The organism is Metabacillus idriensis (genome assembly GCF_009674765.1).
GTDB classification, from domain to species: Bacteria; Bacillota; Bacilli; order Bacillales; family Bacillaceae; genus Bacillus_P; species Bacillus_P idriensis.
This window is the reverse complement of record NZ_WKKF01000003.1, coordinates 264358-287577: the sequence shown is the minus strand read 5'-3', so window position 1 is coordinate 287577 and position 23220 is coordinate 264358. Positions and strand designations below refer to the sequence as shown.

The following is a 23220-nucleotide window of genomic DNA, read 5'->3' as shown; positions in this document are numbered from 1 at the left end:
CATCATGAATGGCGCCGTTGTTTTTATCCGGCTTTGGCTATACTAGTTCTAGGGTTTGCGTATCTAACAAAAAAGGTGTAGTATAATTGATGGTTTGTTAGATACAACAAATCATGGAAATACATTCTAACTTAGGATGATGGGGAAAATGAAAAGAGCAAGAATAATCTATAATCCAACATCAGGGCGCGAAGCCTTTAAAAAACAATTACCTGAAGTTCTTCAGAAATTTGAAATAGCCGGCTACGAAACGTCATGCCACGCGACAACCTGCGAAGGCGACGCCATCCAGGCAGCGAGAGACGCGGGCGAACGCGGCTTTGACCTTGTCATTGCAGCAGGCGGAGACGGCACCGTAAATGAAGTAGTTAACGGGCTTGCTGACCTTGAAGAAAGACCTCAGCTTGGCGTAATTCCCGTTGGAACAACAAACGACTTTGCGCGTGCGATCGGAATTCCGCGCGACAATATCTTAACAGCAGTAGACTCCATCCTAGCAGGCGAAGCAAGAGCGATCGACATCGGACGCGTCAACGGCCACTACTTCGTCAACATCGCAGGCGGCGGACGTCTCACTGAACTCACATACGAAGTCCCAAGCAAACTGAAAACCGTCCTCGGCCAGCTCGCGTACTACCTGAAAGGCATCGAAATGCTGCCTTCCATCCGTCCGGCTGAAGTAGAAATTGAATACGACGGAAAGCTGTTCAAAGGCGAAATCATGCTGTTCCTCGTTTCGCTCACAAACTCTGTCGGCGGCTTTGAAAAGCTTGCGCCAGACAGCAAGCTGAACGACGGCATGTTTGACCTGCTGATCTTGAAAAAAGCAAACCTTGCCGACTTTATCCGGGTCGCAAGCCTAGCCCTCCGCGGTGAGCATATCAGCGACAGCAACATCATCTACACAACTGCAAACCGAGTGAAGGTAACATCCGCTCAAAAAATGCAGTTAAACTTAGACGGCGAATACGGCGGCGATCTGCCGGGCGAATTCGTCAACATGTACCGACACATCGACGTCCTCATGCCGCTTGCAAAAGCACAGTCCATGGACGAATAGAAACTTGGCCCTGCGCCAAGTTTTTCTTATGTCTGCAGTGTGGTAAAATGAGGGTAATAGTTTGATTTAAGTTATCAATGTCTAGCTCCAGCGCCTAACACCTCGGTCAGAACGGCTCCGCCAAAAAAGTCAAAACCGGACTTTTCCGACGGATCCTTTTTTGCCTGTCGGAGCTAAACAGGCGCTTCCGCTTTTCTATATTATCAGTAAAAATAAAGGAAGATTATCATGACAAAGGCAATAGCGCCTGTACAAAAAAACGAATACTACGACGTGACCTTTGAAGACCTGACACACGACGGATCAGGTGTTGCGAAGATCGAAGGCTACCCAATTTTCGTTCCTAACGCCCTTCCAAACGAAAAAGGCCAAATCAAAGTCACGAAAATAAATAAAGGCTACGCATTTGGACGCCTAGTCGAGCTGCACGAAGAAAGCTCACAGCGCACCGATGCCCCGTGCCCGATCTATAAACAATGCGGCGGCTGCCAGCTGCAGCACTTAAGCTACCAAGGACAGCTCGATTTTAAACAGAAACAAGTAAAAGAAGTACTCACAAGAATCGGCAAGCTGAACCTGGACAATGTCACCGTTCACCCAACACTTGGCATGGAAGACCCATGGAACTACCGCAACAAGGCACAGGTGCCAGTAGGGGAACGCGAAGGCGGACTAGTAGCCGGCTTCTACCAGCAGCGCTCCCACGAAATCATCGACATGGAGCAATGCCTCATCCAGCAAAGCGAAAACGATGAAGTCGTCGCAGCCATCAAGACAATCGCTAACTGTCACGGCATCCGAGCCTACGACGAAAAGAAAAACAAAGGCTGGCTCCGCCATATCATGGTCCGCTACGGCATCGTCACAAAGGAAATGATGGTCGTCTTCATCACCCGAACACCCGATTTCCCAAACAAAAAAGCCATCATCGACGACATCACATCCCAATTCCCAGCCATCAAGTCCATCGTCCAAAACATCAACCCAAAACGCACCAACGTCATCTTCGGCGACCAAACAACCGTGCTCTGGGGCGAAGAATACATCTACGATTACATCGGGGATATCAAGTTTGCGATATCGGCTAGATCTTTCTATCAGGTCAATCCTGAGCAGACGAAAGTTCTTTACGATAAAGCGCTGGAGTACGCAGATTTGAGCGGTGAAGAGTCTGTTATTGATGCGTACTGTGGCATTGGAACGATTTCGTTGTTTTTAGCGCAAAAGGCTAAAAAAGTTTTCGGTGTGGAGATTGTTCCTGAAGCCATTGAAGATGCAAAACGCAATGCAGCATTGAACCGAATTGAAAATGCAGAGTTTGCAGTAGGTGAAGCTGAAGTCGTTATTCCGAAGTGGTATGAAGAAGGGAATGCAGCTGATGTAATTGTGGTCGACCCGCCTCGTAAAGGGTGCGATGAAGCCTTGCTGCAGACAATTTTGGATATGAAACCGAAGAAGGTTGTGTATGTAAGCTGCAACCCGGCAACTCTTGCACGTGATTTGAAAGTGCTGGAGGATGGCGGATACGCAACGGTGGAAGTCCAGCCGGTGGATATGTTTCCGCATACGACGCATTGTGAAGCGGTCGCGTGTTTAAAATTGGTATAATAGAAAAAGCAGCTGAGATAGAACATTCTATGCCATCTGCTTTTTTGTTTGTGAAATGATCAGATGTTTTTCCAATAATTTATAAATAAGCAGAGATTGATAAACAGTCAGGAAACATGATATAAGTGTAAAAGAATATTTTTTACCGGAAGTTTGACAGTGAGAGGATTTGAGTTTGACATGATCAATAATTTTTGGCGTGATCTGCCGAAGCCATTTTTCGTACTTGCCCCAATGGAGGATGTGACAGATGTTGTTTTCCGTCACGTAGTCAGTGCAGCCGGCCGGCCGGATGTATTTTTCACAGAGTTTACAAATTCGGACAGCTATTGTCATCCCGAGGGCTTGAAAAGTGTGCGCGGCCGATTGACGTTTACAGAAGATGAACACCCAATGGTGGCACATATATGGGGAGATAATCCCGACTATTTCCGTCAAATGAGCATTGGCATGGCGGAGATGGGTTTTAAAGGAATTGATATTAATATGGGCTGTCCTGTCCCGAACGTGGCATCAAGAGGAAAAGGCAGCGGCCTGATTCTCCGTCCGGACGTCGCGGCAGAACTCATACAGGCTGCAAAAGCAGGCGGACTGCCTGTCAGCGTGAAAACAAGACTCGGGTTTAAAAAGATAGATGAGTGGGAGGACTGGCTTGGGCACATCCTGAAGCAGGACATTGCGAACCTTTCCATTCACTTACGCACAAGAGATGAAATGAGCCAGGTTGATGCGCATTGGGAGCTCATCCCGGAAATCAAAAAACTGCGTGACCGCATCGCACCAAATACGATGCTGACCATAAATGGCGACATCCCTGACCGCCAAACCGGGCTTCAGCTTGCTGAACAATATGGAATTGACGGCATCATGATCGGGCGGGGTATTTTTAAAAATCCTTTTGCTTTTGAAAAAGAGCCAAAAGAGCACAGCAGCAAAGAATACCTAGATCTTTTAAGACTGCAGCTTGATCTTCAAGATCAATATGCAGAAGAAGTAACGCGTTCAATCACAGGGCTTCACCGCTTTTTCAAAATTTACGTCAAAGGATTCCCTGGAGCTGCTGAACTGCGAAACAAATTGATGAACACGAAGTCAACAGATGACGTGCGTGCATTGCTTGAACACTTCGAAAAAGAAAACAGTGACAGGATGTAAGTCTCAAAAATGCAGAGAATTTAATTCAGCACTAAGTTCCTTTGCAGCCTGCACCTTTTTGATATAGTCTTTTTCCGAAAAAAGGTCTTAAGAATGCAATATACCCGCCAGCACTCATGTGTTGTCACATACACTGTAGAGTGTGTATCAAAGCTGGCTTATAAAAATGACAAAGGTAAACCTCCTCTTATTAAATGCAGGGACGGCTCCTCTCGGTAATGATTTACCTGGGGACCGTCCTTTTTAATTGATTCCTCTTTGTTTAAATCTATGAGCGGTACAGGCGTAATCTCTCCTGTAAACCCTCTAAAACTTCTTCCGGCATTTCCCTGACCTTGACATCTGGTCCTAGAAAAAGCAGCCAATTGGTTATTTCGGTTAGTTCTTCAGGTTTATTCACATTGATGAAAGTCTTTAGAGTGGCTGTGGTTTGGTATGGATTCGTATAGAAAAGTGAAATCTTTAAAGGATGGTATTTTTTGAACTGGGCGATTGCGTTTGGGCCAAGCTCAAGGACAAGATTGATGGTTTGTTCCTGCTTGTTTAGTTTTCTTAAGATCTTTTTCTTGCTGATTCTTTTTTTTGACGGGTAGGGTTTGACATCTGTGAGATGGTCGACAGGAATAATCTTCTTATTTTCTTCTATTAAATCAAAGCATTCAATCAGCCATACGCTTTTTTCACGATAAAGGTGCAAAAGGTAAATCGGATATGACATTGCTTCCTTTTCTTCTTTGGTGGTTATGACTAGATAGCTGTCTGTAAGAAGGGTTTGGATGAGTGTTTCTAACATCGGGTGGGGAAGGTCAGACAGATCAAGCAGGTCGGGGTTATGTGGATTGGTCCCTTCAAAAAGCAGGATTTGATTTAGAAGAACAAGATCATCCTGCTGGTTTTTGGAGATGAGACCCAGTAACTTTTCAGCTAAAGACTGACGGCTCTTCAGGTAGGGAAGCTGCTGGTTTCTTGTAGCCATAAAGGCAATAAACAGTGCTTTGACCTCATCGTTGGTAAAACGAACATCGGGCAGTACGGAATTGTGCATGACAAAATAACCCCCATCCCTTCCAACTTCAGCGACAAGAGGCATTCCCATGGCTTCAATTTCTCTGATATCTCTAATGGCTGTCGAACGTGAAATGTTAAACTCCTGCATGATTTCAGAAATGGTAAAGCGGGCGCGGTTGTTAATATACCGCATGATGATATTGATCCGTTCAACTTTTTTCATGAGGGGCTCCTAAACAGTATCGTTTTTTGACATGATTTAAGACTATGATAAACCTAGCAAGACAATAATACAAATCATTGAAAAATGCAGAAAAGAGGTATGGGAAATGGCAAATTATACATTGGAAGAAAAAGAAGGCTTTACCGTAATCGGTCTTGGAACTGAGCTAAAAAGCGATTACACAGACTATGCAGGCATACACAGGGAAAAGTTCGAATTTTGGCAAGGCGTCAGCCAAGATGGAAGGCTGGATACTTTAAAATCCATGGCCGCCAATGACTATGTTTTTGCTGTGAACGAAGCGGTAAATAACAAGATGATGCATTATGCAGGCGTCATGACAGAGGAACCTGCACCAGAAGAAGCGAGAGTGATTCAATTTCCTAAAGGGGAATACGTAGTGGTTAAAGGCGAAGGAAAGTCAGCTGATGATTTGAATAACCAGCTTGCTGCTATTGCCTTTGGTCAAGTCCTTCCAGAAGCAAAGGATGTTGCCTATGTTGGCGGACCAAATGCAAGTGTTGAGATGGAGCATCGTAACGGCATGATTTATGGGGAAATGTGGATTCCTGTTGTCAGGAAATAATCAAAAGGAGGGATGGCAATGTCCTGTATCGTTGATTTTAAAAATGTGTCTGCGGCTGGTTTAGAGTCTTCGCCTGCAGCAGAAGCGCTTGCTGGTTTACGGGCAAATGAATCTCGTTACTTTATGAACAAATACAAACACGAATTTGCGGTTGTACCAGCGAACGAAAGCCAGGAGACAATCGATTATGTGAACCGGATTTTAAAGGAAGAGCGTGATATCGAGTTTGCGGCCAAACCGCTGGAAACGTCCAGATTTCAAGTGGCAAATATTAAATTTGCCTACGTTTTTTATGAGGATGGTCTCGCGGTCAACATCATGTATACCGTTGATGATCAGAAGAAGAGGGCAGTGGGCTTTAAGCTTTCTGAGGGAATGGAGATACCAAAGGAGTTAGAAGGCAAGTTTAAGTTTGCCAGACAGAAGTCTAAACTCGCTGGAACCATCAGGGGCTCGTTTTTTGTCATCAAAGGAGAATATTAAGGCAGAGCTGTACAGTGGAACGGAAAACAATTTTATTGAACAGGAAGATAAATAAACTCACAGCATACCGCCAGTATTGCTGCAAACACTTAAGGCATGTGGAGTGCTGTTCGCTACTTGTAAGTAAAGATAAATAAAGATTTAACAGTGAGTAGAGGGCCTTTCCTGAGTGGGGAGGCTCTTATTTATTGTCATACAGAGACTAACATAACTGACATCTTTGCTGCCAGCGTGAAAAGTAAAATTTTCTATCGTTTTCTAGTGAGTTAAGTTTCCAAGAATAATAAAAAAACAAGGAAAAATTTTCATCAGACGACTTCAAACTGATTCTATTTAAGTGTCAACTTGGATTGTTGAAGTATGAATGAAAATAGCGAACAGTGGCTGTTGCCGTTCGCTAAACAAATCCAAATTTAATTAATATTTTTCCTGCAAAAAAACCATTATAAATTTTCCATTAGACGTTTTTTGATTAATTCATAATCGTCCCTAGTAATACCAGGAGCAAATTCTTCAGGTAAATCCTCTAAGTCTGGAATTGGTCCGCCTTCAGGAGTACCAATTTTCACTTCAAGCGGTTGCCCATTTTCCGGATTTGTTCCTTTCCAAATCATTCCGATATCCCTGTATTCTGTTTCGCTCCATGTGAATAGCACATTGCTTAAGCCTTTTTCTATGAACGGTTTGGCATAATCAAATTTTGAGTTATCAAGATTTGGAATTGGAAGCATTTTCGTCAAGTCTACCCCTGTAGCAATTTCGATTGCTTTCGCATAGGCGAGGATATGTGTTCCTCCACGAACAAGCAAATACCCAATCATGGTTCTAGCAACTGGGTGATCAGTCATCTCATAAACTCTCATTTTATGTGTACGTGCACCAATTTCTAGAAAAAAGTTATGTGTTAAATCTAAAACCAGATTTCCGCTATTAAAAACATTATCACCAGTCCAAGGTCTTCCCATTGAATCACCTGGTATAGCCGTTTGAGCTGTAGAAATAAAATGGTGGGTGTTTCTCGCATCCTTCCCATTTTGAAGTGGAGTAATATCTGGATCCCCTGGAAAAGTATTCCCTACCGATAACAAATTAATCGTATTAGAAACAAGTTCTACATGACCAAATTCTTCTGCTGTAATGCTTGCCACTAACTCATAGAATGGTTTTAGCTTTTTTTTATTTCTGAAGTTAAAAGACTGAAACATATAGTTATTTAAGGTAGACATCTCCCCAAACTTGCCACCCAAGAGCTCTTGTACTGCTGCTGCTGCATTCATATCGCCGTGTGCGGGTATAGGAAGTTCAATTGCCAATTTATTTATTCTTTTAAACATTTTTTCCCCTCCACTTCCTTTTTGTTAACCAGGAAAAACCCAAATAATTTGCTGGGTACGAATAAAAAAGGGAGTTTCGTTAGATTCGACAACAATGTGATCTGGCATTACATTTTTCAAGGAGCCACGAACGCTGCCTCTTATGGTTTGAACAGTAACCATTTTACCAACAATGGTTGTTAATGTCTGATAAACATAGGGATCATAAAAGCTTAACAGGTTGTTGTTTGTCATTTAGATCCTCCTATTCTGAAGTCATTCTTACTGAGTATATGTTTCTCGATATGAAAAAAGACTGAAAAACAACTGTTCAATTGGACTCTTTTATGCTCAGTTTGGTTCTCCAGATGCCATGGCGCTGTTCATTAGCTATGACACGACAGGGGTGGTGAAGGATGAGTAAGAGAATCGTGATTAATCCATTGGCGCGGATTAGCGGCATTTGCTCTCAGCCCACTCAATGGCTTCATTCCGTGCTTTAGAAGATGCTTTAAACATTGAACAAGGAAAATAATTACGAGACATCTTTCATCGATGTGAGTTTTTACAAAATCATATCCGCCTTTTTTATCAGTAGCTTACCGTTTATCCACTTGCCAATTTACATGAATATCAAACTTTAGATATCTCAGCGCATAACTTTCACTTGTTTCAATCATTGTAACAACAGAAAGAATCTTAAAAGGGGTATCTCATAGGAGTGGAACCTTATGAGATCAGGTTCCATATTGGATTAATCAAATCTTTAGGAGAAAAATGGAAAACGTTTTTGCAAGATGTATCACAGACCATCGATAGCTTGATTGCTAAGAATTGTGTGTGTTATATAGATCTTAAGATTATAAGTAAAAATAAATAGAAGAACATTCCCTAAGGATAGGCATATGATGTTTTTGTATATCTGTGAAGGGAATGAAGAAAATGTACAATGTCCCTAGTATTTATCCATATCAAAATCAATATCATTATTATGTTAATGCACCAATGAGTGAAAGACAGTCTGTTTACAGGAATATTCCTAAGGGTACTAACCAATATGGTTTTAAAGATTATGGATCAGAACCATTTGGAGTTAATATCAATGAGGCTACGAAGCGAAACAAAACCTATCGTACCGCTTTATGGACAGGGGATCGTTTGCAAGTTACTTTAATGAGTCTCAATGTTGGCGAAGATATCGGTTTGGAAATGCATCCTGACGTTGATCAGTTCTTACGTATTGAACAAGGACAGGGAATTGTTCAAATGGGCAAGAGTAAAGATAATTTTGACTTTGAAAGAAATGTCTATGACGATTTTGCAATAATGATACCCGCTGGAACATGGCATAATCTAACCAATACAGGAAATATTCCGCTAAAACTTTATTCGATATATGCTCCTCCTAACCATCCATTTGGTACTATTCATGTTACCAAATCAGATGCAGTAGCTACGGAAGATGCTTATGGTCATCGTAATGACAAAAATATAATTATAAAAAATTCAAATATGTTTAGACCCGAAAATATTGATACAACAAATTCTAACACCTCTAAAACTAGCTTTTCTAAAGAGGAAGCAGCAGCAATAGCTTTACTTTTAGGTATTGATTTTACCAATAGTAAATTTGATTTAAATGAGTTTTGGATGGGAGTAAATACCGAACTTGAACATGGAAGAAAATACAATCAGACTAATGTTACTGCGGATGAACCTATCACTACTGGAAAAATTGCACTAGCTCATCTCAGTGAATTTCCTGATTATTATAGTAGGTTGAAAGTGCTTGAGGAAGAAGCAAAAGCGTATTGGAAAAAATAATGAACTGGATAAAAATGGTCAAGCGGAAATCAGGCTGACCATTAGTTATAGAAGAGTGTTGTGGATCATACGTTGTAAAGCGAATCTGATTATATTAGATTAAGATTGAAAACGTTGATAAATAGGCTTTTGTTTATCCTTATTCTGATTTAAACAGATAGAATTGGTGGCAGTATGTTTCTTTATGCCACCACTCTGTCACCAACTAGCTGAAGAAGCTTATAAATATAAATGATATAACGCCGGAGTTGCTACATAACTTTATTCATTAAAATTATTTGAAGAAAAACAAGGATCTTAACATTACCGTTTTTCTAACCCTTATATGGTCAATTGAAGTAGTGACCAGAAGTCGACACATGCGGAATGTGTGACAAAGCTCGTTTTAAATTATGAAGCAGAAACCTTAAAAGGTTCCTGCTTTTTTTCATTGAGATTAAATGTAGGATTTAAAGGTTGATTACCCTTTAGGCAACAGGTGTTTTTATCTTTTTGATGATACGAACGATACTTATGTGTTACGTATAACAGGAGCCTTAAATAAAAAAACGCAAGACTTATGTAAGAAAATGGGATAAATCATTGAACTTGGGTAAGAGATTGATTTACTATAAAGAAGTATTATGAAAATTATCATAAATTATTAGGGATATGGGAGGTACTCATGGGCAGATTAATTCACTTTGAAATTCACGTAAACGACATGGAACGCGCAAAGAAGTTTTATGGAGAGGTATTCGGTTGGACATTTCAGGACTGGAGTGATTATGCCGGGCTTCCTTACTTTGGAGCAGTGACCGGCGACGAGAATGAACCCGGAATCAATGGGGCTTTGATGCAGAGACAAGGTCCTCCGCCGGAACAAAACCAGCCGTTAAATGGATTTTCCTGTACATTGGGAGTGGAAAACTACGATGTAACGGAAACGAAAATTATCGAGCAAGGCGGCAAGGTGGCATTACCGAAATATGCGCTGCCCGGAATGGCGTGGCAAGGGTACTACCTTGATACCGAAGGCAATATCTTTGGGATTCATCAGCCTGATGTGAATGCGAAATAGGATTTATGATAAAAAGGAAGGAAAGGCAGAATGTATGCCTTTCCTTCCTTTTTTACTATTCCTTTAAGTCGAACTCTGAATCAAACTCTCCCTCGATGCCTCCTGCAAAAATGCACACGGTTCACCAACACTGAACAGCTGTAAGTGATGCAAAGCCCGGGTGCAGGCGGTATAGAACAATCTGCGAAGGCTCTCATCAAAGTATACTTGTGCGGATGCGTCATATATGATGACGGCGTCGAATTCTATGCCTTTGGCCAAATACGCAGGGATGACAACAATGCCTTGCTCGTACTCAACTGAGCCGCTTTTTACTAGCTTAATGTCTTCAATGCTTCCCAAGGCATTGTAGGCATGGGTGCTTTCGGCAGCGGATTTGCATATGACCGCGATCGAATGGTACCCCCGCTTTTGAAAGTCTGCGACTTTAGATGTGATGCGGCGGTGCAGCTCGGCTCGGTCGGATATCTGTGTCAGCACAGGCATCTCGCCGTCGCGTTCAAAAGGGGCAATTTGTTCTCCGCCAGGAACGAGCCTCCGTGTGAATTCGGTAATCGGTTTAGTGGATCTGTAGCTTCGGTTTAAGAGAATCGCTTCTGTTTCATCAGGCCCATATAAGCCGGTAAGCGGGTGGAAATCGGACATTTCGCTTGCGTGAACGAAGATTGCCTGGTTAAAGTCCCCGAGCACGGTCATCTTTGCGGAAGGAAACAATCGTTTCAAAAACTCGAATTGAAACGGAGAATAATCCTGTGCCTCGTCTACAAGCACGTGCTTAATAGAGGTGTTTGTCTGAAACCCCTGAATCTGCTCTTTCAAAAATAAAAACGGCGGAGCATCCTCATAATAAAGTTTGCCCTCATTAAGCATGTTCATGGTCAACAGGCAAATATCCTCCCACTCCTCAGGTGTGTTCCCCGCAATCCACTTGTTGATGCTCGCCGGGTTTGAAAAAAGCTGCCTATAGATGGTTGTAAAATGGACGAAACGAAGCGCCTGCACCCATTTCCGGAGCGGCTTCAACTTCTTGCGGACAACCATCCGGCCGAGCACCTTGATCTCTTTTTCGTAATCATCAAGATCGACTTTCGAACCCTGTTTTTTCTCTAAGTAGGCAAAAGCCTTTTGATACTCATCTTTGCTGAGAAGCTCAATTTCTTCCTGAACCCACGGCTTGGTCAGCTCGATTTTTTCGGTTTCATCGATTTTCTCACTCAGCCATTCTGTCAGCTTCTCGATTCTGTTGGAAAAGCGGATAGAGGTGTCGCTGCTATAAAACCTTTCTTCGATTTGTTTGGCAGAGACAAATGGTTTTCCTCTGAATTTCATCCCTCTAAACATCATGCCGGATTCTTCAAGCGATTGACTGTATGCTTTTATGGTTTCGAAAAACAGGGCCGATGCCTTGAACTTGATGCTTGCAGACCTTGTCCTGTGGGAAGGATCATCTGTGGCGGTGAGCACATATTCCAATTGATCATAAGGATCCTCAACTTGAAATGAGCTGCTCAGCCGGTGGTTCAAGTATTCCTGGAACGTAACCTGCTGCATATTCTCTTCGCCAAGTTCAGGCAAGACATTGGATACGTAGCTGTTAAACATCGAATTAGGCGAAAATAGAATGATTTGATCAGCCTTCAGACGATCCCGATACTTGTAGAGCAAGTAAGCGATCCGCTGCATGGCAGCCGATGTCTTGCCGCTGCCTGCAGCACCTTGCACAATGAGCAGCCTGCTGCTGATATGCCTGATGATCCGGTTTTGCTCCTGCTGAATGGTGGCCACTATGCTGTGCATATGTTTGTCTGTTCCTTTGCCAAGCACCTGCTTTAAAATCTCGTCTCCAATGGTAAGACTCGTGTCAAACATCGATTCTACAGTGCCTCCGCGGATGATGTACTGCCATTTTTTCTCGAGACTGCCTTTGATGACGCCGCCGGGAGTCTTATATTCAGCTGGACCGGGCGGATAATCGTAGTAAACACTCGAGACCGGAGCCCGCCAGTCATAAATCAGGAAATCCTCACCGCTTGAATCCGTAAGCGTAGAGATGCCGATATAGACTCTTTCGGCTTCCTGAGTTCCTTCTTCGATGAAATCGATACGTCCAAAATAAGGCGTTTTTTGCATGCGCTGCAGGACAGACAGCCGGCTTTTTGCATGCCTGTGAGTGTTCTGGCTCACGGTCAGGGCCTGCGCCTGCTGCCTTAAGCCGATGATTGTCTCAAGATAGTCGTCAAACGTATCTGTGTTCACCTTGACCTCATCCCAAAAGTGCCTTTGGATATGGACCACTTCACTCCGGCGCCGGCCGGCTTCATCTGCAAGCTTGCCGATCTGCTCCGAAATTGTCCCGGTCACCTGATCCAATCGTTCCTGCTCCTGCCGAAGGTCATTGTTCATTCAAAGCACTCCTTTAAAAAAAATTGAAAAATAAGGGTTGACTGAAGAGGGGTTTTGTTGTAAGATTAAAATAGGGATAAATTTATATTATTATATATTTAAAATGTGTTTCTATAGTAATATATCACAGCTTCCCGTTTTTATCAATGTATACTTTAACAATGAAATTGACGGTTTTTACTGATATATACTTAAACAAGGCGGGCAAAGGATTAACTTTGCCCGCCTTGTTTTGTTCATGTCATTCTCTTACAGATTTCTCAGGTCACTATGAAAGGCCTTTTTATTTCGTATAAGGATTGTTTAAAAAGGGCCAAACCCTGGTTGTTTGGCCAGGGAATAAAAAGCCATAGATTAGCCCGCCCTGATAATGTGTTACCTCTTTGTCAGTTCGCAGCACCTTGCTTCATTTTCAAACTCTGTTCTTCAGGCACAGCCCGTTTGATAAATAATGAAACGATCCATGCGATGGCAACTAGTCCGAATGCAAACAAGAATGCACTTTTCATGCCAGAAATCATCGCTAGAATTTGTAAGGTAGCAGCGTCATCCTTAATCAGCGTACTTTCCATAAAACGAGCAGAACCATTGGTCATGATAGAGACAAGCAATGCTGTCCCGACTGCGCCGGCAACCTGCTGGAGCGTACTGATAATGGCCGTGCCATGCGGATATAAGGGAGGCGGCAGTTCGTTCAAAGCGTTGGTCATAATCGGCATCATAACCATTGAAATCCCCAGCATTAACAGCGTATTAAAAATCATAATTGTGCTGTAGGAGGTTGACACTGTGATGAAGGCAAATTGCCACAAAGTATTCGCGACCAGCCCAAGCCCGATAAGCGCAAGCCACTTGGCACCAAATTTATCAAATAAACGGCCTGTAATGGGTGACATAATTCCCATGACAATTCCGCCCGGCAGCATGACCAAACCTGCCTTCAACGGACTGTAGCCTAATGCATTCTGGAGAAAAATCGGCAGCAGCATCATCGCGGAAAACATCGCCATCATGATAATCATCATAATGACCGTTGACATCCTGAAAATGGTGTATTTAAATGTCCGTAAATCCAGCAGCGGCTGTGTAATCGTCAATTGCCTCCAAGTAAACAAGGCTAAAGCACCAACGCCGATTATAAGTGGAATGAGAACTTCATAGCTCGACCAGCCCCCCTGTCCTTCTCCGGAACTGCTGAATCCGTACACAATCCCTCCGAATCCTAAGGTTGAAAGGAGAAGCGAAAGCGGATCAATCTTCGGATTACTTGTCTCCGTCACGTTTTTAAGCTTCATAAATGCAAAGATAATCACTAACAGTGCGATCGGCAGAACCCCGTAAAAGAGAACCCGCCAGCTGAAATGCTGTACAATGATTCCGGATAGCGTGGGTCCAATCGCGGGAGCAAACGTAATGACAATTCCAATGGTCCCCATTGCCGAACCCCTTTTTTCTATAGGAACGATTGAGAATACCACATTAGTTAGTAAGGGAAAGAGCAGTCCGGTACCCGCTGCCTGAAGCAGCCTTCCGATTAAAAGCATTTCTATCCCTGGTGCGATAGCGGCTACAAATGTCCCCGCCGTAAATAATCCCATAGCTCCAAGGAACAGGCTTCTTGTCGTGAAACGCTGAATTAAATAAGCGGTGACCGGTATAAGGACCCCGATAACAAGGAGATAACCAGTAGTCAGCCATTGCGCCGTGCTCGGCTCAATTCCGAAGTCATCCATAATTTTGGTTAAGGCAACATTAAGCAGCGTTTCATTTAAAATGGCTACAAACACACCCAGAATCATAATTATGACCAGTAAAAAGTTTTCTTTGCTCCCGAATGTCCCTGCGTTTTGAGCCGATTCGTTTTGATTTTTCAACGTCTTTCTCCTTTCGTTTTCAAAATGCATAAATAACAGATTGCTGCATCAACGTTGAGAAAGTATCAGCCTGCTTTCCGTCCATATTCATTTATTATTGCCAAATACAGAACAAATATTCGCATTCATAGTACCACATAAAAGATCCCTCTGCCAACGATGAAACAGAGGAAATTGGGGATTTAGAATAAAAATCATTTTAGCGGGCAAGAAGTGGTTTATTCAAGAGGAAAAGGTTTTTTTTGAAAATGAAGAAAAGCGCGGGGAAAGAAAAGAGTTTATTTTACCAGCGAACGAAAGAATGCAGGTTTGAGCGGGATAGAAAGCAAAACTATTTTGCAAATGAACAAAAGAAAGGCAAACCACAAAAGGATAATTGGCTGGATTTATCAGAAGATCATCCATACAAACAATTCTTAATCAAGCCATGTTGTATAGCAGTTCTAAAATTAGCATTAACAGCCTTTTATTTAGGCCTTTTTTTAATGTTTTAAAATCAATGCAAATAAAATAATTTACATATATATGTAAAAATGAGACAATAAAACAAATCTCAAAGGAGGAAAGTAACCATATGATGCCATCTTATTGCTAATTCATTTCCAGATAAAATTCATATGAATTTTATAACGAGTATAAATTTGCCTAGGTTGTTAGGTTTATTTGGTTATGCTCTTTATGGAATGTTGGCAATTTAGAGGATCGCTTACTTTTCTAAAATTGAGATGATGCGGGTCGGCTGTTTGTTTAAACAGTGGTGCTGATACAGGCATGTTCTGTGCATTTATGCAGACGCCTGCTTATTTGAGTTTACCTGAATCATAATCACTGACGATTTTAGGCTGTAAGAAGAGACATCTTCTTGCGGCCTTTTTGCATATAAAAAATGAATAGTAACTGTCTTCTTTGCCCTGTCCATAGACGGCGTAACTCACATAATCATGAAAGAAGGGGATTTTGTGTTTGAGTTGACGTTGCAGGGTGTTAAGAAATATATGGATGCTACGCTTGTGCTTAGAGATATCAGTTTTGAGGTGTATGCAGGAGATAAAGTTGGTATTGTTGGGGCCAATGGGAGTGGAAAGAGTACGGTTTTGAAGCTGATTGCCGGAATTGAGAAGATGCATTATTATCCGGGTTATCCGCAGACATCGAGTCCCGGGTATGATGAGGGGCTGATCCACAGGCCGAGGGGTGCGACGATGGCGTATCTTGAGCAGATGCCTTCGTTTCCTGAAGGGCTGAAAGTGATGGATGTGCTGAACGTGGCATTTGAGGACGTCTATGCGATTGAGAAACAGATGCGCGCATTAGAGGAGCAGATGAAGACGCTTGCGGATGCTGAGCTTGAAAAGGCCCTGATTAAATACAGCGATCTTGTTCAGCTGTATGAAGGGAAGGGCGGATATGAGATACAGGAGAAATTATGTAAGGTTTGCACAGGGCTGAAGTTCAGTGAAGCCTTCTTGAATCAGGATTTTGATTTGCTGAGCGGCGGGGAGAAGACGACGGTCATGCTTGGGAAGCTGCTGGTTCATGATCCAGACATTTTGCTGCTGGATGAGCCGACGAACCATTTGGATATGGATGCGCTTGAATGGCTTGAAGGCTATCTGAAGAGCTATAAGGGAATTGTCATCATTGTCTCCCATGACCGCTATTTTCTGGACCATGTCGTGACGAAAATCGTAGAGATTGAGGACATGGAATCCATCACGTATAAGGGGAACTATTCCTCGTTTGTGAGTCAAAAAGAAGAAAACATGCGGATTCAATTTGAGCATTTTCGGGAGCAGCAAAAGAAAATTAACTCCATGGAAAGCACCGTAAAAGATCTCAGAGACTGGGCGATGCGGGCTGACAACAACAAGTTCTTCAAACGGGCTGCGAGCATTCAGAAAAAGCTTTCGAAGATGGAACGGATTGATAAACCGGTCTTTGAAAGGCGGAATATGAGGCTGAACTTCAAGCAGGCCGAACGTTCCGGAAATGAAACGATCAAAGCGGCCGGCCTCTCGAAAAGTTATGCGGATAAAGTACTGTTTAAGGACGCTGAGTTGATGATTCGCTACGGGGAGCGAGTGGGTCTTATCGGCGGGAACGGCAGCGGGAAAACAACCTTTTTAAAAATGCTGTTGGGAGAAGAGCAGCCGGATGCCGGTACGGTTGAAGCAGGTGCCAACGTCATTGCCGCCTATTTGCCGCAGAAAATTACATTTGAAAACGAAGATCACACGGTGCTGGAATGCTTCAGGGAGGATATCTCAATTCCGGAGGGCAAGACGCGGGAGTATCTGGCTAAATTCATGTTTTACAAAAATACGGTCTTCAAGAAGGTGAAGCACTTGTCAGGGGGAGAGCGAATCAGGCTCAAGCTTGGGATGCTGCTTTTCCAGGATGTTAATTTATTGATCCTGGATGAGCCGACGAATCACCTGGATATTGATTCGATTGAGACCCTTGAAGAAGCGCTGGAAGAGTTCGCAGGGACGATTTTCTTCATCTCGCATGACCGGTATTTTATCAATAAAATCAGCCAGCGGATCGTTGCACTTGAGGACTGTGCGTTTAAAAGCTACCTTGGAAATTACGATGAGTATAAACTGGAGAAAGCGAAGCAGATTACTGCAACTCAAATGGTGAAAAGCAAGAAACACAGAGTGGAAGCTGTAACTGATGTGGATTTAAAGGCTTTGGCTCTGTCCGAGATTGAACGTTTTGAAAAGGAGCTTAGCGAGCTTGAGGCAGCTATGGCAGGCGAGTTGGAGTATGAAGAACTTAGCCGGATGTATGAGCGGAAAGTGATGGTGAGCAAGCAACTCGATGAGGCGATGGAGGTTTGGGTCGGCCTTGAGTAAGAAAAAGAATGAAGTACACAGATCAATTTTTTAATCAGGCTGAATGTACGTCTGGATTCAGGCTCATTTTTCATTATTTTAGTAACAATGACATCAATATGGGCTATTGTTCATACTATATTTTTGGGGTGGAAAAATGCCAAGAGTAAAATACACAGATTCAGACGTTGCCTTAATGGCCAGGATGATGAGAGCGGAAGCCGAGGGTGAAGGACAACAAGGGATGTTATATGTTGGAAATGTCATTGTGAATCGCCTTAAAGGAAATTGTATAGACTTTAAAAACTTGAGGACCATTCCACAAGTCATTTATCAAGTGCAGGGAGGGAATTACTCTTTTGAAGCAGTTCAAAAAGGAAATGTATTTTATAATAGAGCGAGATCGGTTGAAAAAAGATTAGCAAAAAAGAATTTGGACTTTTGGAGAGAGCATCCGGCAAAATTTGCTCTATGGTATTTTAATCCATATGCTCCATGTCCTCCAACTTGGTATGATCAGCCTTTTTCGGGTCAATTTAAAAAGCATTGCTTTTATGAGCCTAAACCAGGGACATGTGATAATGTTTATTCTGGATAAGTTTATTCTGGAATTTTCCTGTAAAATTACCTGAGATGCCAAAAAACAAAATTTTCAGGTGCTCAGTACGTTAGTTTAATATACATTAAGGGTGAGGACCACTTTAAGTGGTCTTATGCTATATGTTGATTTAACGGTATTTAGATACTTACCCTTGCAGTCACTCTTCAGGTTGAGCAGAGAGGGGGCAGTATTCATGAAGTTATTTCACATCAGCAAAACACCTTACAATGTGCACATTAAAGCTCGTTTTTAACAAAAAAAGGGTACAAATTGCTGTGCAATTTCGTACCCTTTTTTTCGTCTGAATTAAGATTCCTGCTTTTTAACATTGTTAGTCATATTACTTAATAATAGAAGCGCCTACCAATGATTCAGGTGTCATGCCAAGTATTAATTGACTGATTTTTGAGTAACCTGTATTTCTGTATTCAGAAAAAGTTTGTTTTAGTACTGGGAAATCAAGGTCATTTTTTAATTTTTGCAATTCTTTTTTATACAATTCTAAAACCGATCCATATGCAAATTTCGGGGTATATACACCAGGATCTTCATTCATAATTAAACATCCCAGGTAATGGTATTTAAATTGAAAGGCACGAGTAAGAAAAACCATATCCAACAATTTTTCAAAAAGGTCTGGATAGTCTCTTTTTAACTTCTCAAGGGCTTCTTTAGTATCTTTCAATTCATCAATACTAGATAAAGTGATCATCATACTTCCTCCTCTTAATTATCCCAAGGTTTATCCAATGAAATATACGCAGCTAATTCTTTACTTTTCTGTCTTCTTAATTTGCGCATTTCTGCTCTTTCTTTCCCTGTTTCGTAAAGAAATGCTTCTTCTTCTGTTTCAGGAATGATACTCGGAACTTCTACAGGCCGTTTATTTTCATCTAAGGCTACAAAAGTCAGAAATGCTGTAGCAGCAATTCTGCGATTGCCATTCATCATATCTTCGGCAATCACTTTACAAAAAATCTCCATAGAACTTTTTCCTGTATAAGTTACAAACGATTCGACACAGACTGAGTCAGTCTGATGAATAGGGCATAAGAAATCGATATGGTCAGTAGATGCCGTTACGCATTCTTTCACTCGAGAATGTCTGCGGGCTGATAAAGTTGCGGCGTCATCGAGCTTTTTCATCAAAACTCCGCCAAACAGTGTATTATAGTTATTTAAATCGCATGATAATACTTGAGCTGTATTAATAATGCGGCTTTCTTTTGCTTTTTTTGCTTCCATTAAAATGCTTCCTTTCATGAATGGATGCTAGTTAGTAAATACTATATCCACGTGATTAAAGGTTTTTTTTTACCTAAAACAAGTGTACGCCGCGCTCGATTGTAAGTAAAATGGTTATATTTTATCCGAAGCATAGCTTTTATCTATGTAAATGCTTTCAATTATTCCGTTTATAAATAGGAGATTATTAGAAAAAAAAAGACGGTTCATTTAAAAATGAACCGTCTTCCGGGAATATGGATCATATAAAATTAATCATCTCTAAATCCCTTTGTGAGCTGTTCTTTCGTGAACTGCAGCCATTCTTTTGCAGCGTAAGAAAAGTATTGATTTTTGCCCCAGATAATCGCTAAGTTCCAGCTGATTGACGGGTTTACTACTTTAACCGACTTTACATTTGTATTTAGATTATCGCAGATACTCTCAGGCAAGAGAGAAATTCCAAGTTTGGAAGCAACCATTTCCTCAATGAAAGACTGCTGTGAACTTTCAGAGATAATATGCGGATTAAAGCCTACACTGTTACAAGAAAGAATAATTCGATCGTTTAAGACAAAGTCCTTATTAAACAAAATAAAAGATTCATTAGCCAATTCCGCTAATTGGACTTCCTTTTTTTCTGCTAATCGGTGGGAAGGGTGAAGAATGAGCTTAAGGTCTTCTTCCATAAAAGAGAAATGGTCGAAGATGTCGTTCTTAGTCGGAAGAACAATGATCCCAACATCAAGAAGATTGTTGGTCACATCTTCTTCTATTTTTTTTGAACCGTCTTCTACTAATTGAAAGGTAATCCCGGGATATTTTTCGTGAAAGCTGCTGATAATTTTCAAGAAAAAATGCGCATAAAATATTGGCGGCAATCCAATACGAATATGCCCTTTTTTTAGCCCAGTCAGGTTGTCCAATTCCGTTTCTAAATTATTAAAAGCTTTGTCAATTAATTTTGCCTGCTCCAAAATGATCTGTCCTGCATCGGTCAAGGCTAATTTCTTCCGGGAGCGATCAAAAAGTTCAACTCCGAGCTCCGTCTCAAGATTTTTAATCATTTTACTAATAGTAGGCTGGGTGATAAATAAATGTTCCGCCGCACGGGAAAAACTATTAAAATTCGACACCTCAATAAAATATTGTAAATGTTTGATATCCAAAATCGTACACCTGCTTGTGGTTTTAGGTTATGTTTCCACTTTGATTGGAAATAACAGATATTCTATATAGCTAGCGATCCTATCCTTTGCTATAGTATATCCTATTTCTTAGTAAAAAAAGAAGCAGTGAAGTGAAAGTAGAAAGTGAAGTAGCCATTCACTATAAGAGTGGTTTAAAATGTAGTGACAGGTTTTGATGGAACTGCACGCTAATAGGAGGTTTTAAGATGGATAATAACGATATTTTAATTCGATTAAGATACGCACTCGATCTAAAAAATACAGAAATGGTTGAGATTTTTAAGCTTGGCGGGATTGAAGTGAGCAGGCAAGATTTGCCTAAAATCCTCACTAAATCAAAAGACAGCTACGACGATGAGATCGCTGAGGATGAAGAGAACATTAAATGTGACAATGTGATGTTCGAGTCCTTTTTAAATGGCTTCGTTACGTTTAAAAGAGGCAAACAGGAGCAAAAGCCGGGCCAGCCTGAAACACCGGAATTGACTTTGGGGAGAAGCGCTAATGTGAACAATCTTCTTTTGAAGAAAGTGAAAATCGCCCTCGCAATGACAAGTGAGGACATGCTTGATGTCTTCGAAAAAGCGGGCATCCATGTGACAAAAGGGGAATTAGGCGCTTTATTGCGAAAAGAAGGCCATAAGAATTACAAAGAGTGCGGGGATAAATTCGCTAGAAACTTCTTAAAGGGATTAGCTGTTAAATACAGAGGAGCTTAAGCGAGGATGATTCATACTTACTCTGGCGAAACCATCCAGTTTGAGGTTACGTACAAAAAGCGGATGTCCATCGTCCTTCGGATGGACCAATATGGGAATGTAGAGGTTCTGGCTCCGAAAGGAACATCTGATGAACGTGTGCTTCAGGCTCTAGAAGAAAACTGGGATCTCATACAGGCAAAAGCCAAGGAAATGAAGGAACGGCTGCTTGGGCCGAAAGAGAAAGTTTATGAACATGGAGAGAGGTTTCTTTATTTGGGAAGGGACTATCCGATCCAGATTGTTCATGATGAAACCATCCAGCAGGATCATGCCGTGTTTAAAGAAGACAAGCTGCAGATCTATGTAAAGCAGCTTGAGGATGAAAAAATCAAACAGGCGCTGAAACGATTCTATTATCAGCAATGTAAAACGATCGTCGAAAAGAGCATCAAGTCCTACCAAAGCAACTTTAAAATGAAGCCTCGTTCGGTTCGCATCGTGGACAGCAAAAAGAACTGGGGAACCTGTGATGGCAACCTGCAGCTGACCTTTAACTGGAAGCTGGCCATGGCGCCGATGAAAGTGATTGATTACGTCGTCGTTCACGAAATGTGTCATATGGTTCATTTGAATCATGACCGGTCATTCTGGCGTTTGGTTGGAAAGATAATGCCGGGGTATAAGGAGCAGGAGCATTGGTTGGCTGTTTCTAGTTGGAAGATGACGGTTTAAATAAAGGTGGTTCTTTTGTTTATTGGGAAGCATAAGAATCACCTTATTTTTTATTAACATATAAATTTGAAACCGTCTTCAAAAAAATCTTGCCATCAGAAATCAAACATGCTAATCTAATTCCAAGAATAAAATCTAAACGTTTACATTTTAAGAGTGACGATTACGTAGTTGAAATCATGTTTAATACCTATTCTTCTAAAAAAATCTAAACGTTTACATTTTTGGGGTGTTGATAAGTGGAAGCAAAACCAAATATTCAGGATGTGGCTAAGCTTGCAGATGTTTCGATTGCAACTGTGTCCAGGGTTATCAATAATCAGGGTGGGGTTCGCAGGGTAACAGAGGAGCGGATCCTTAAGGCAATTGAGGAACTTGGCTATATCCGCAGTGCAGCAGCCAGAACGATGAAGCGAAAAGAAACGAATACTATTGGCGTGATTGTTCCTGATATCAAGAACCCGTTCTTTCCTCTGGTTATGGCAGGGATTGAACAGAAAGCCCGTGAGAAGGAATTCTTTACGATTTTGAGCAGTACCAATGAATCTCCGAAAGTGGAAGAGGAGATTGTAAAGAATTTTATTGAGCGCGGTGTGGACGGTGTGATTATTACAACGGCCAATGAAAATGGGGACCATTTGAAGCTGCTTCATGAGCAGGGGATTCCGGTAGTGGCGGTTGACCGCAGCATTAAGAAGTTCGAAGTGGATACAGTTCTGGTGGATAACAAGAAAGGCTCTTACCAGGCGGTTCAGCATTTGATACTTCAGGGGCATGAAAAGATTGCGATCATATGTGGTCCGCAGAGCACGACCCCTGGACTTGAGCGGTTCTTAGGTTATAAGAAGGCGCTTGAGGATTACAACATTGAATTGGACGAGCGGTATGTGATTCATGGAGATTTCGGGGAGCAGAGCGGTATCGAAAGTACAAAAAAGCTTTTTGAACTGGATGATCAGCCGACTGCGATTTTTTCTTCCAACAACTTGATGACGATCGGCTGTATGAAAGCGCTGGATGAATTGAACTGGAAGCTTGGAAGTGAGGTTTCGTTCATTGGGTTTGATGAAGTAGACATTGCGACATTCTTGAATCCGAAGCTTAGTGTCGTTGCAAGACCTATGAATGCGATTGGAGAGATCGCTTTTCAGCTGCTTCATGAAAGGATTTCATTTAAAGGAGCTCTTCCGAAGCGGGAGTATTTATTGTCTCCAGAGCTGAAGATCAGGGAATCTTGCCGATTAGCGAGTCAGCCAATGTGAGAATGAGAATAGGGCGATCATGGATCAAATTTGATCCAACGCCTTTCTATATAATGAAAGCGTTTTATTTTAACTT

Annotated in this window: 21 protein-coding genes and 1 pseudogene; 14 read left to right on the top strand and 8 right to left on the bottom strand. The window is 41.8% G+C overall.

All coding sequences use genetic code 11. From position 1 onward, the window contains the following. Positions 1-148: 148 nt before the first annotated feature. From GJU41_RS14375 to GJU41_RS14365, 3 genes are all read left to right on the top strand, one after another. Positions 149-1060, top strand: coding sequence for a diacylglycerol kinase (locus GJU41_RS14375; RefSeq protein ID WP_070879503.1), 912 nt, complete (start codon positions 149-151; stop codon positions 1058-1060). A gap of 228 nt (positions 1061-1288) precedes the next feature. Next, complete coding sequence (gene rlmD, locus GJU41_RS14370) at positions 1289-2668, top strand: 23S rRNA (uracil(1939)-C(5))-methyltransferase RlmD (protein ID WP_070879504.1); 1380 nt, start codon at positions 1289-1291, stop codon at positions 2666-2668. Positions 2669-2848: 180 nt separating this feature from the next. Next, positions 2849-3823, top strand: a complete 975-nt coding sequence (locus GJU41_RS14365) for a tRNA dihydrouridine synthase (RefSeq protein ID WP_083328410.1) — start codon at positions 2849-2851, stop codon at positions 3821-3823. Between the two features lie 268 nt (positions 3824-4091). On the opposite strand, the gene GJU41_RS14360 is transcribed toward GJU41_RS14365, so the two are convergent. Further along, the gene (locus tag GJU41_RS14360) at positions 4092-5054 is read right to left on the bottom strand and encodes a helix-turn-helix transcriptional regulator (RefSeq protein WP_154319004.1); all 963 of its coding nucleotides are present in this window, start codon (positions 5052-5054) and stop codon (positions 4092-4094) included. Between the two features lie 106 nt (positions 5055-5160). On the opposite strand from GJU41_RS14360, the gene GJU41_RS14355 reads away from it, so the two are divergent. Further along, complete coding sequence (locus GJU41_RS14355; RefSeq protein ID WP_070879507.1) at positions 5161-5640, top strand: GyrI-like domain-containing protein; 480 nt, start codon at positions 5161-5163, stop codon at positions 5638-5640. Positions 5641-5658: 18 nt separating this feature from the next. Next, entirely contained in the window at positions 5659-6123 is a 465-nt protein-coding gene (locus GJU41_RS14350; protein WP_070879508.1) for a phage tail protein, read from the top strand. A gap of 443 nt (positions 6124-6566) precedes the next feature. On the opposite strand, the gene GJU41_RS14345 is transcribed toward GJU41_RS14350, so the two are convergent. Next, positions 6567-7457, bottom strand: a complete 891-nt coding sequence (locus GJU41_RS14345; protein ID WP_070879509.1) for a manganese catalase family protein — start codon at positions 7455-7457, stop codon at positions 6567-6569. Between the two features lie 24 nt (positions 7458-7481). After that, the gene (locus GJU41_RS14340; protein ID WP_070879510.1) at positions 7482-7691 is read right to left on the bottom strand and encodes a YuzF family protein; all 210 of its coding nucleotides are present in this window, start codon (positions 7689-7691) and stop codon (positions 7482-7484) included. Between the two features lie 687 nt (positions 7692-8378). Between GJU41_RS14340 and GJU41_RS14335 the strand changes: the two are divergent. The 3 genes and pseudogenes from GJU41_RS14335 to GJU41_RS14330 form a co-directional block, all read left to right on the top strand. After that, a pseudogene (locus GJU41_RS14335) lies at positions 8379-8930 on the top strand (cupin domain-containing protein); the annotation flags it as partial. A gap of 18 nt (positions 8931-8948) precedes the next feature. Continuing rightward, on the top strand, positions 8949-9260 hold the full coding sequence (locus tag GJU41_RS25030) for a DUF5661 family protein (RefSeq protein ID WP_170292805.1): 312 nt from the start codon (positions 8949-8951) through the stop codon (positions 9258-9260). A 664-nt stretch (positions 9261-9924) separates the two neighbouring features. Continuing rightward, positions 9925-10320, top strand: a complete 396-nt coding sequence (locus tag GJU41_RS14330; protein ID WP_070879511.1) for a VOC family protein — start codon at positions 9925-9927, stop codon at positions 10318-10320. 63 nt (positions 10321-10383) lie between these two features. Here GJU41_RS14330 and helD read toward each other — a convergent pair whose 3' ends face one another. Further along, on the bottom strand, positions 10384-12723 hold the full coding sequence (gene helD, locus GJU41_RS14325; protein WP_154319003.1) for an RNA polymerase recycling motor HelD: 2340 nt from the start codon (positions 12721-12723) through the stop codon (positions 10384-10386). 386 nt (positions 12724-13109) lie between these two features. After that, entirely contained in the window at positions 13110-14597 is a 1488-nt protein-coding gene (locus GJU41_RS14320; RefSeq protein ID WP_224771435.1) for a DHA2 family efflux MFS transporter permease subunit, read from the bottom strand. Positions 14598-14839: 242 nt separating this feature from the next. Here GJU41_RS14320 and GJU41_RS14315 point away from each other — a divergent pair, with 242 nt between their 5' ends. The 3 genes from GJU41_RS14315 to GJU41_RS14305 all read left to right on the top strand — a co-directional run bounded on the left by GJU41_RS14315 (position 14840) and on the right by GJU41_RS14305 (position 18032). Further along, positions 14840-15091, top strand: coding sequence for a hypothetical protein (locus GJU41_RS14315; protein WP_070879513.1), 252 nt, complete (start codon positions 14840-14842; stop codon positions 15089-15091). Positions 15092-15556: 465 nt separating this feature from the next. After that, the gene (gene abc-f / locus GJU41_RS14310; RefSeq protein ID WP_070879514.1) at positions 15557-17455 is read left to right on the top strand and encodes a ribosomal protection-like ABC-F family protein; all 1899 of its coding nucleotides are present in this window, start codon (positions 15557-15559) and stop codon (positions 17453-17455) included. Between the two features lie 136 nt (positions 17456-17591). Beyond that, positions 17592-18032, top strand: coding sequence for a cell wall hydrolase (locus GJU41_RS14305; RefSeq protein ID WP_070879515.1), 441 nt, complete (start codon positions 17592-17594; stop codon positions 18030-18032). Positions 18033-18375: 343 nt separating this feature from the next. Here the strand turns inward: GJU41_RS14305 and GJU41_RS14300 are convergent, their stop codons facing one another. From GJU41_RS14300 to cidR, 3 genes are all read right to left on the bottom strand, one after another. Further along, positions 18376-18750: a hypothetical protein gene (locus tag GJU41_RS14300; RefSeq protein ID WP_224771434.1), complete on the bottom strand. Its 375-nt coding sequence runs from the start codon at positions 18748-18750 to the stop codon at positions 18376-18378. Positions 18751-18761: 11 nt separating this feature from the next. After that, positions 18762-19280, bottom strand: a complete 519-nt coding sequence (locus GJU41_RS14295; RefSeq protein ID WP_070879517.1) for an acyl-CoA thioesterase — start codon at positions 19278-19280, stop codon at positions 18762-18764. Positions 19281-19531: 251 nt separating this feature from the next. Next, positions 19532-20428 carry a cidABC operon transcriptional activator CidR gene (cidR, locus tag GJU41_RS14290; protein WP_070879518.1) on the bottom strand — a complete coding sequence of 299 codons (897 nt, stop codon included), beginning with the start codon at positions 20426-20428 and terminating at the stop codon, positions 19532-19534. A 227-nt stretch (positions 20429-20655) separates the two neighbouring features. On the opposite strand from cidR, the gene GJU41_RS14285 reads away from it, so the two are divergent. From GJU41_RS14285 to GJU41_RS14275, 3 genes are all read left to right on the top strand, one after another. Then, entirely contained in the window at positions 20656-21168 is a 513-nt protein-coding gene (locus GJU41_RS14285; RefSeq protein WP_070879519.1) for a YehS family protein, read from the top strand. Positions 21169-21174: 6 nt separating this feature from the next. Continuing rightward, on the top strand, positions 21175-21882 hold the full coding sequence (locus GJU41_RS14280) for a M48 family metallopeptidase (protein ID WP_070879520.1): 708 nt from the start codon (positions 21175-21177) through the stop codon (positions 21880-21882). A 239-nt stretch (positions 21883-22121) separates the two neighbouring features. Continuing rightward, entirely contained in the window at positions 22122-23144 is a 1023-nt protein-coding gene (locus GJU41_RS14275; protein ID WP_070879521.1) for a LacI family DNA-binding transcriptional regulator, read from the top strand. Positions 23145-23220 lie beyond the last annotated feature (76 nt).

Coding starts and splice junctions, on each gene's coding strand:
- GJU41_RS14365 (WP_083328410.1), top strand. CDS start 2,849: ATGATCAATAATTTTTGGCGTGATCTGCCGAAGCCATTTTTCGTACTT.
- GJU41_RS14340 (WP_070879510.1), bottom strand. CDS start 7,691: ATGACAAACAACAACCTGTTAAGCTTTTATGATCCCTATGTTTATCAG.
- GJU41_RS14300 (WP_224771434.1), bottom strand. CDS start 18,750: ATGATGATCACTTTATCTAGTATTGATGAATTGAAAGATACTAAAGAA.
- GJU41_RS14285 (WP_070879519.1), top strand. CDS start 20,656: ATGGATAATAACGATATTTTAATTCGATTAAGATACGCACTCGATCTA.
- GJU41_RS14375 (WP_070879503.1), top strand. CDS start 149: ATGAAAAGAGCAAGAATAATCTATAATCCAACATCAGGGCGCGAAGCC.
- GJU41_RS14280 (WP_070879520.1), top strand. CDS start 21,175: ATGATTCATACTTACTCTGGCGAAACCATCCAGTTTGAGGTTACGTAC.
- GJU41_RS14295 (WP_070879517.1), bottom strand. CDS start 19,280: ATGGAAGCAAAAAAAGCAAAAGAAAGCCGCATTATTAATACAGCTCAA.
- GJU41_RS14330 (WP_070879511.1), top strand. CDS start 9,925: ATGGGCAGATTAATTCACTTTGAAATTCACGTAAACGACATGGAACGC.
- GJU41_RS14350 (WP_070879508.1), top strand. CDS start 5,659: ATGTCCTGTATCGTTGATTTTAAAAATGTGTCTGCGGCTGGTTTAGAG.
- GJU41_RS14345 (WP_070879509.1), bottom strand. CDS start 7,457: ATGTTTAAAAGAATAAATAAATTGGCAATTGAACTTCCTATACCCGCA.
- GJU41_RS14360 (WP_154319004.1), bottom strand. CDS start 5,054: ATGAAAAAAGTTGAACGGATCAATATCATCATGCGGTATATTAACAAC.
- GJU41_RS25030 (WP_170292805.1), top strand. CDS start 8,949: ATGTTTAGACCCGAAAATATTGATACAACAAATTCTAACACCTCTAAA.
- GJU41_RS14355 (WP_070879507.1), top strand. CDS start 5,161: ATGGCAAATTATACATTGGAAGAAAAAGAAGGCTTTACCGTAATCGGT.
- rlmD (WP_070879504.1), top strand. CDS start 1,289: ATGACAAAGGCAATAGCGCCTGTACAAAAAAACGAATACTACGACGTG.
- helD (WP_154319003.1), bottom strand. CDS start 12,723: ATGAACAATGACCTTCGGCAGGAGCAGGAACGATTGGATCAGGTGACC.
- GJU41_RS14305 (WP_070879515.1), top strand. CDS start 17,592: ATGCCAAGAGTAAAATACACAGATTCAGACGTTGCCTTAATGGCCAGG.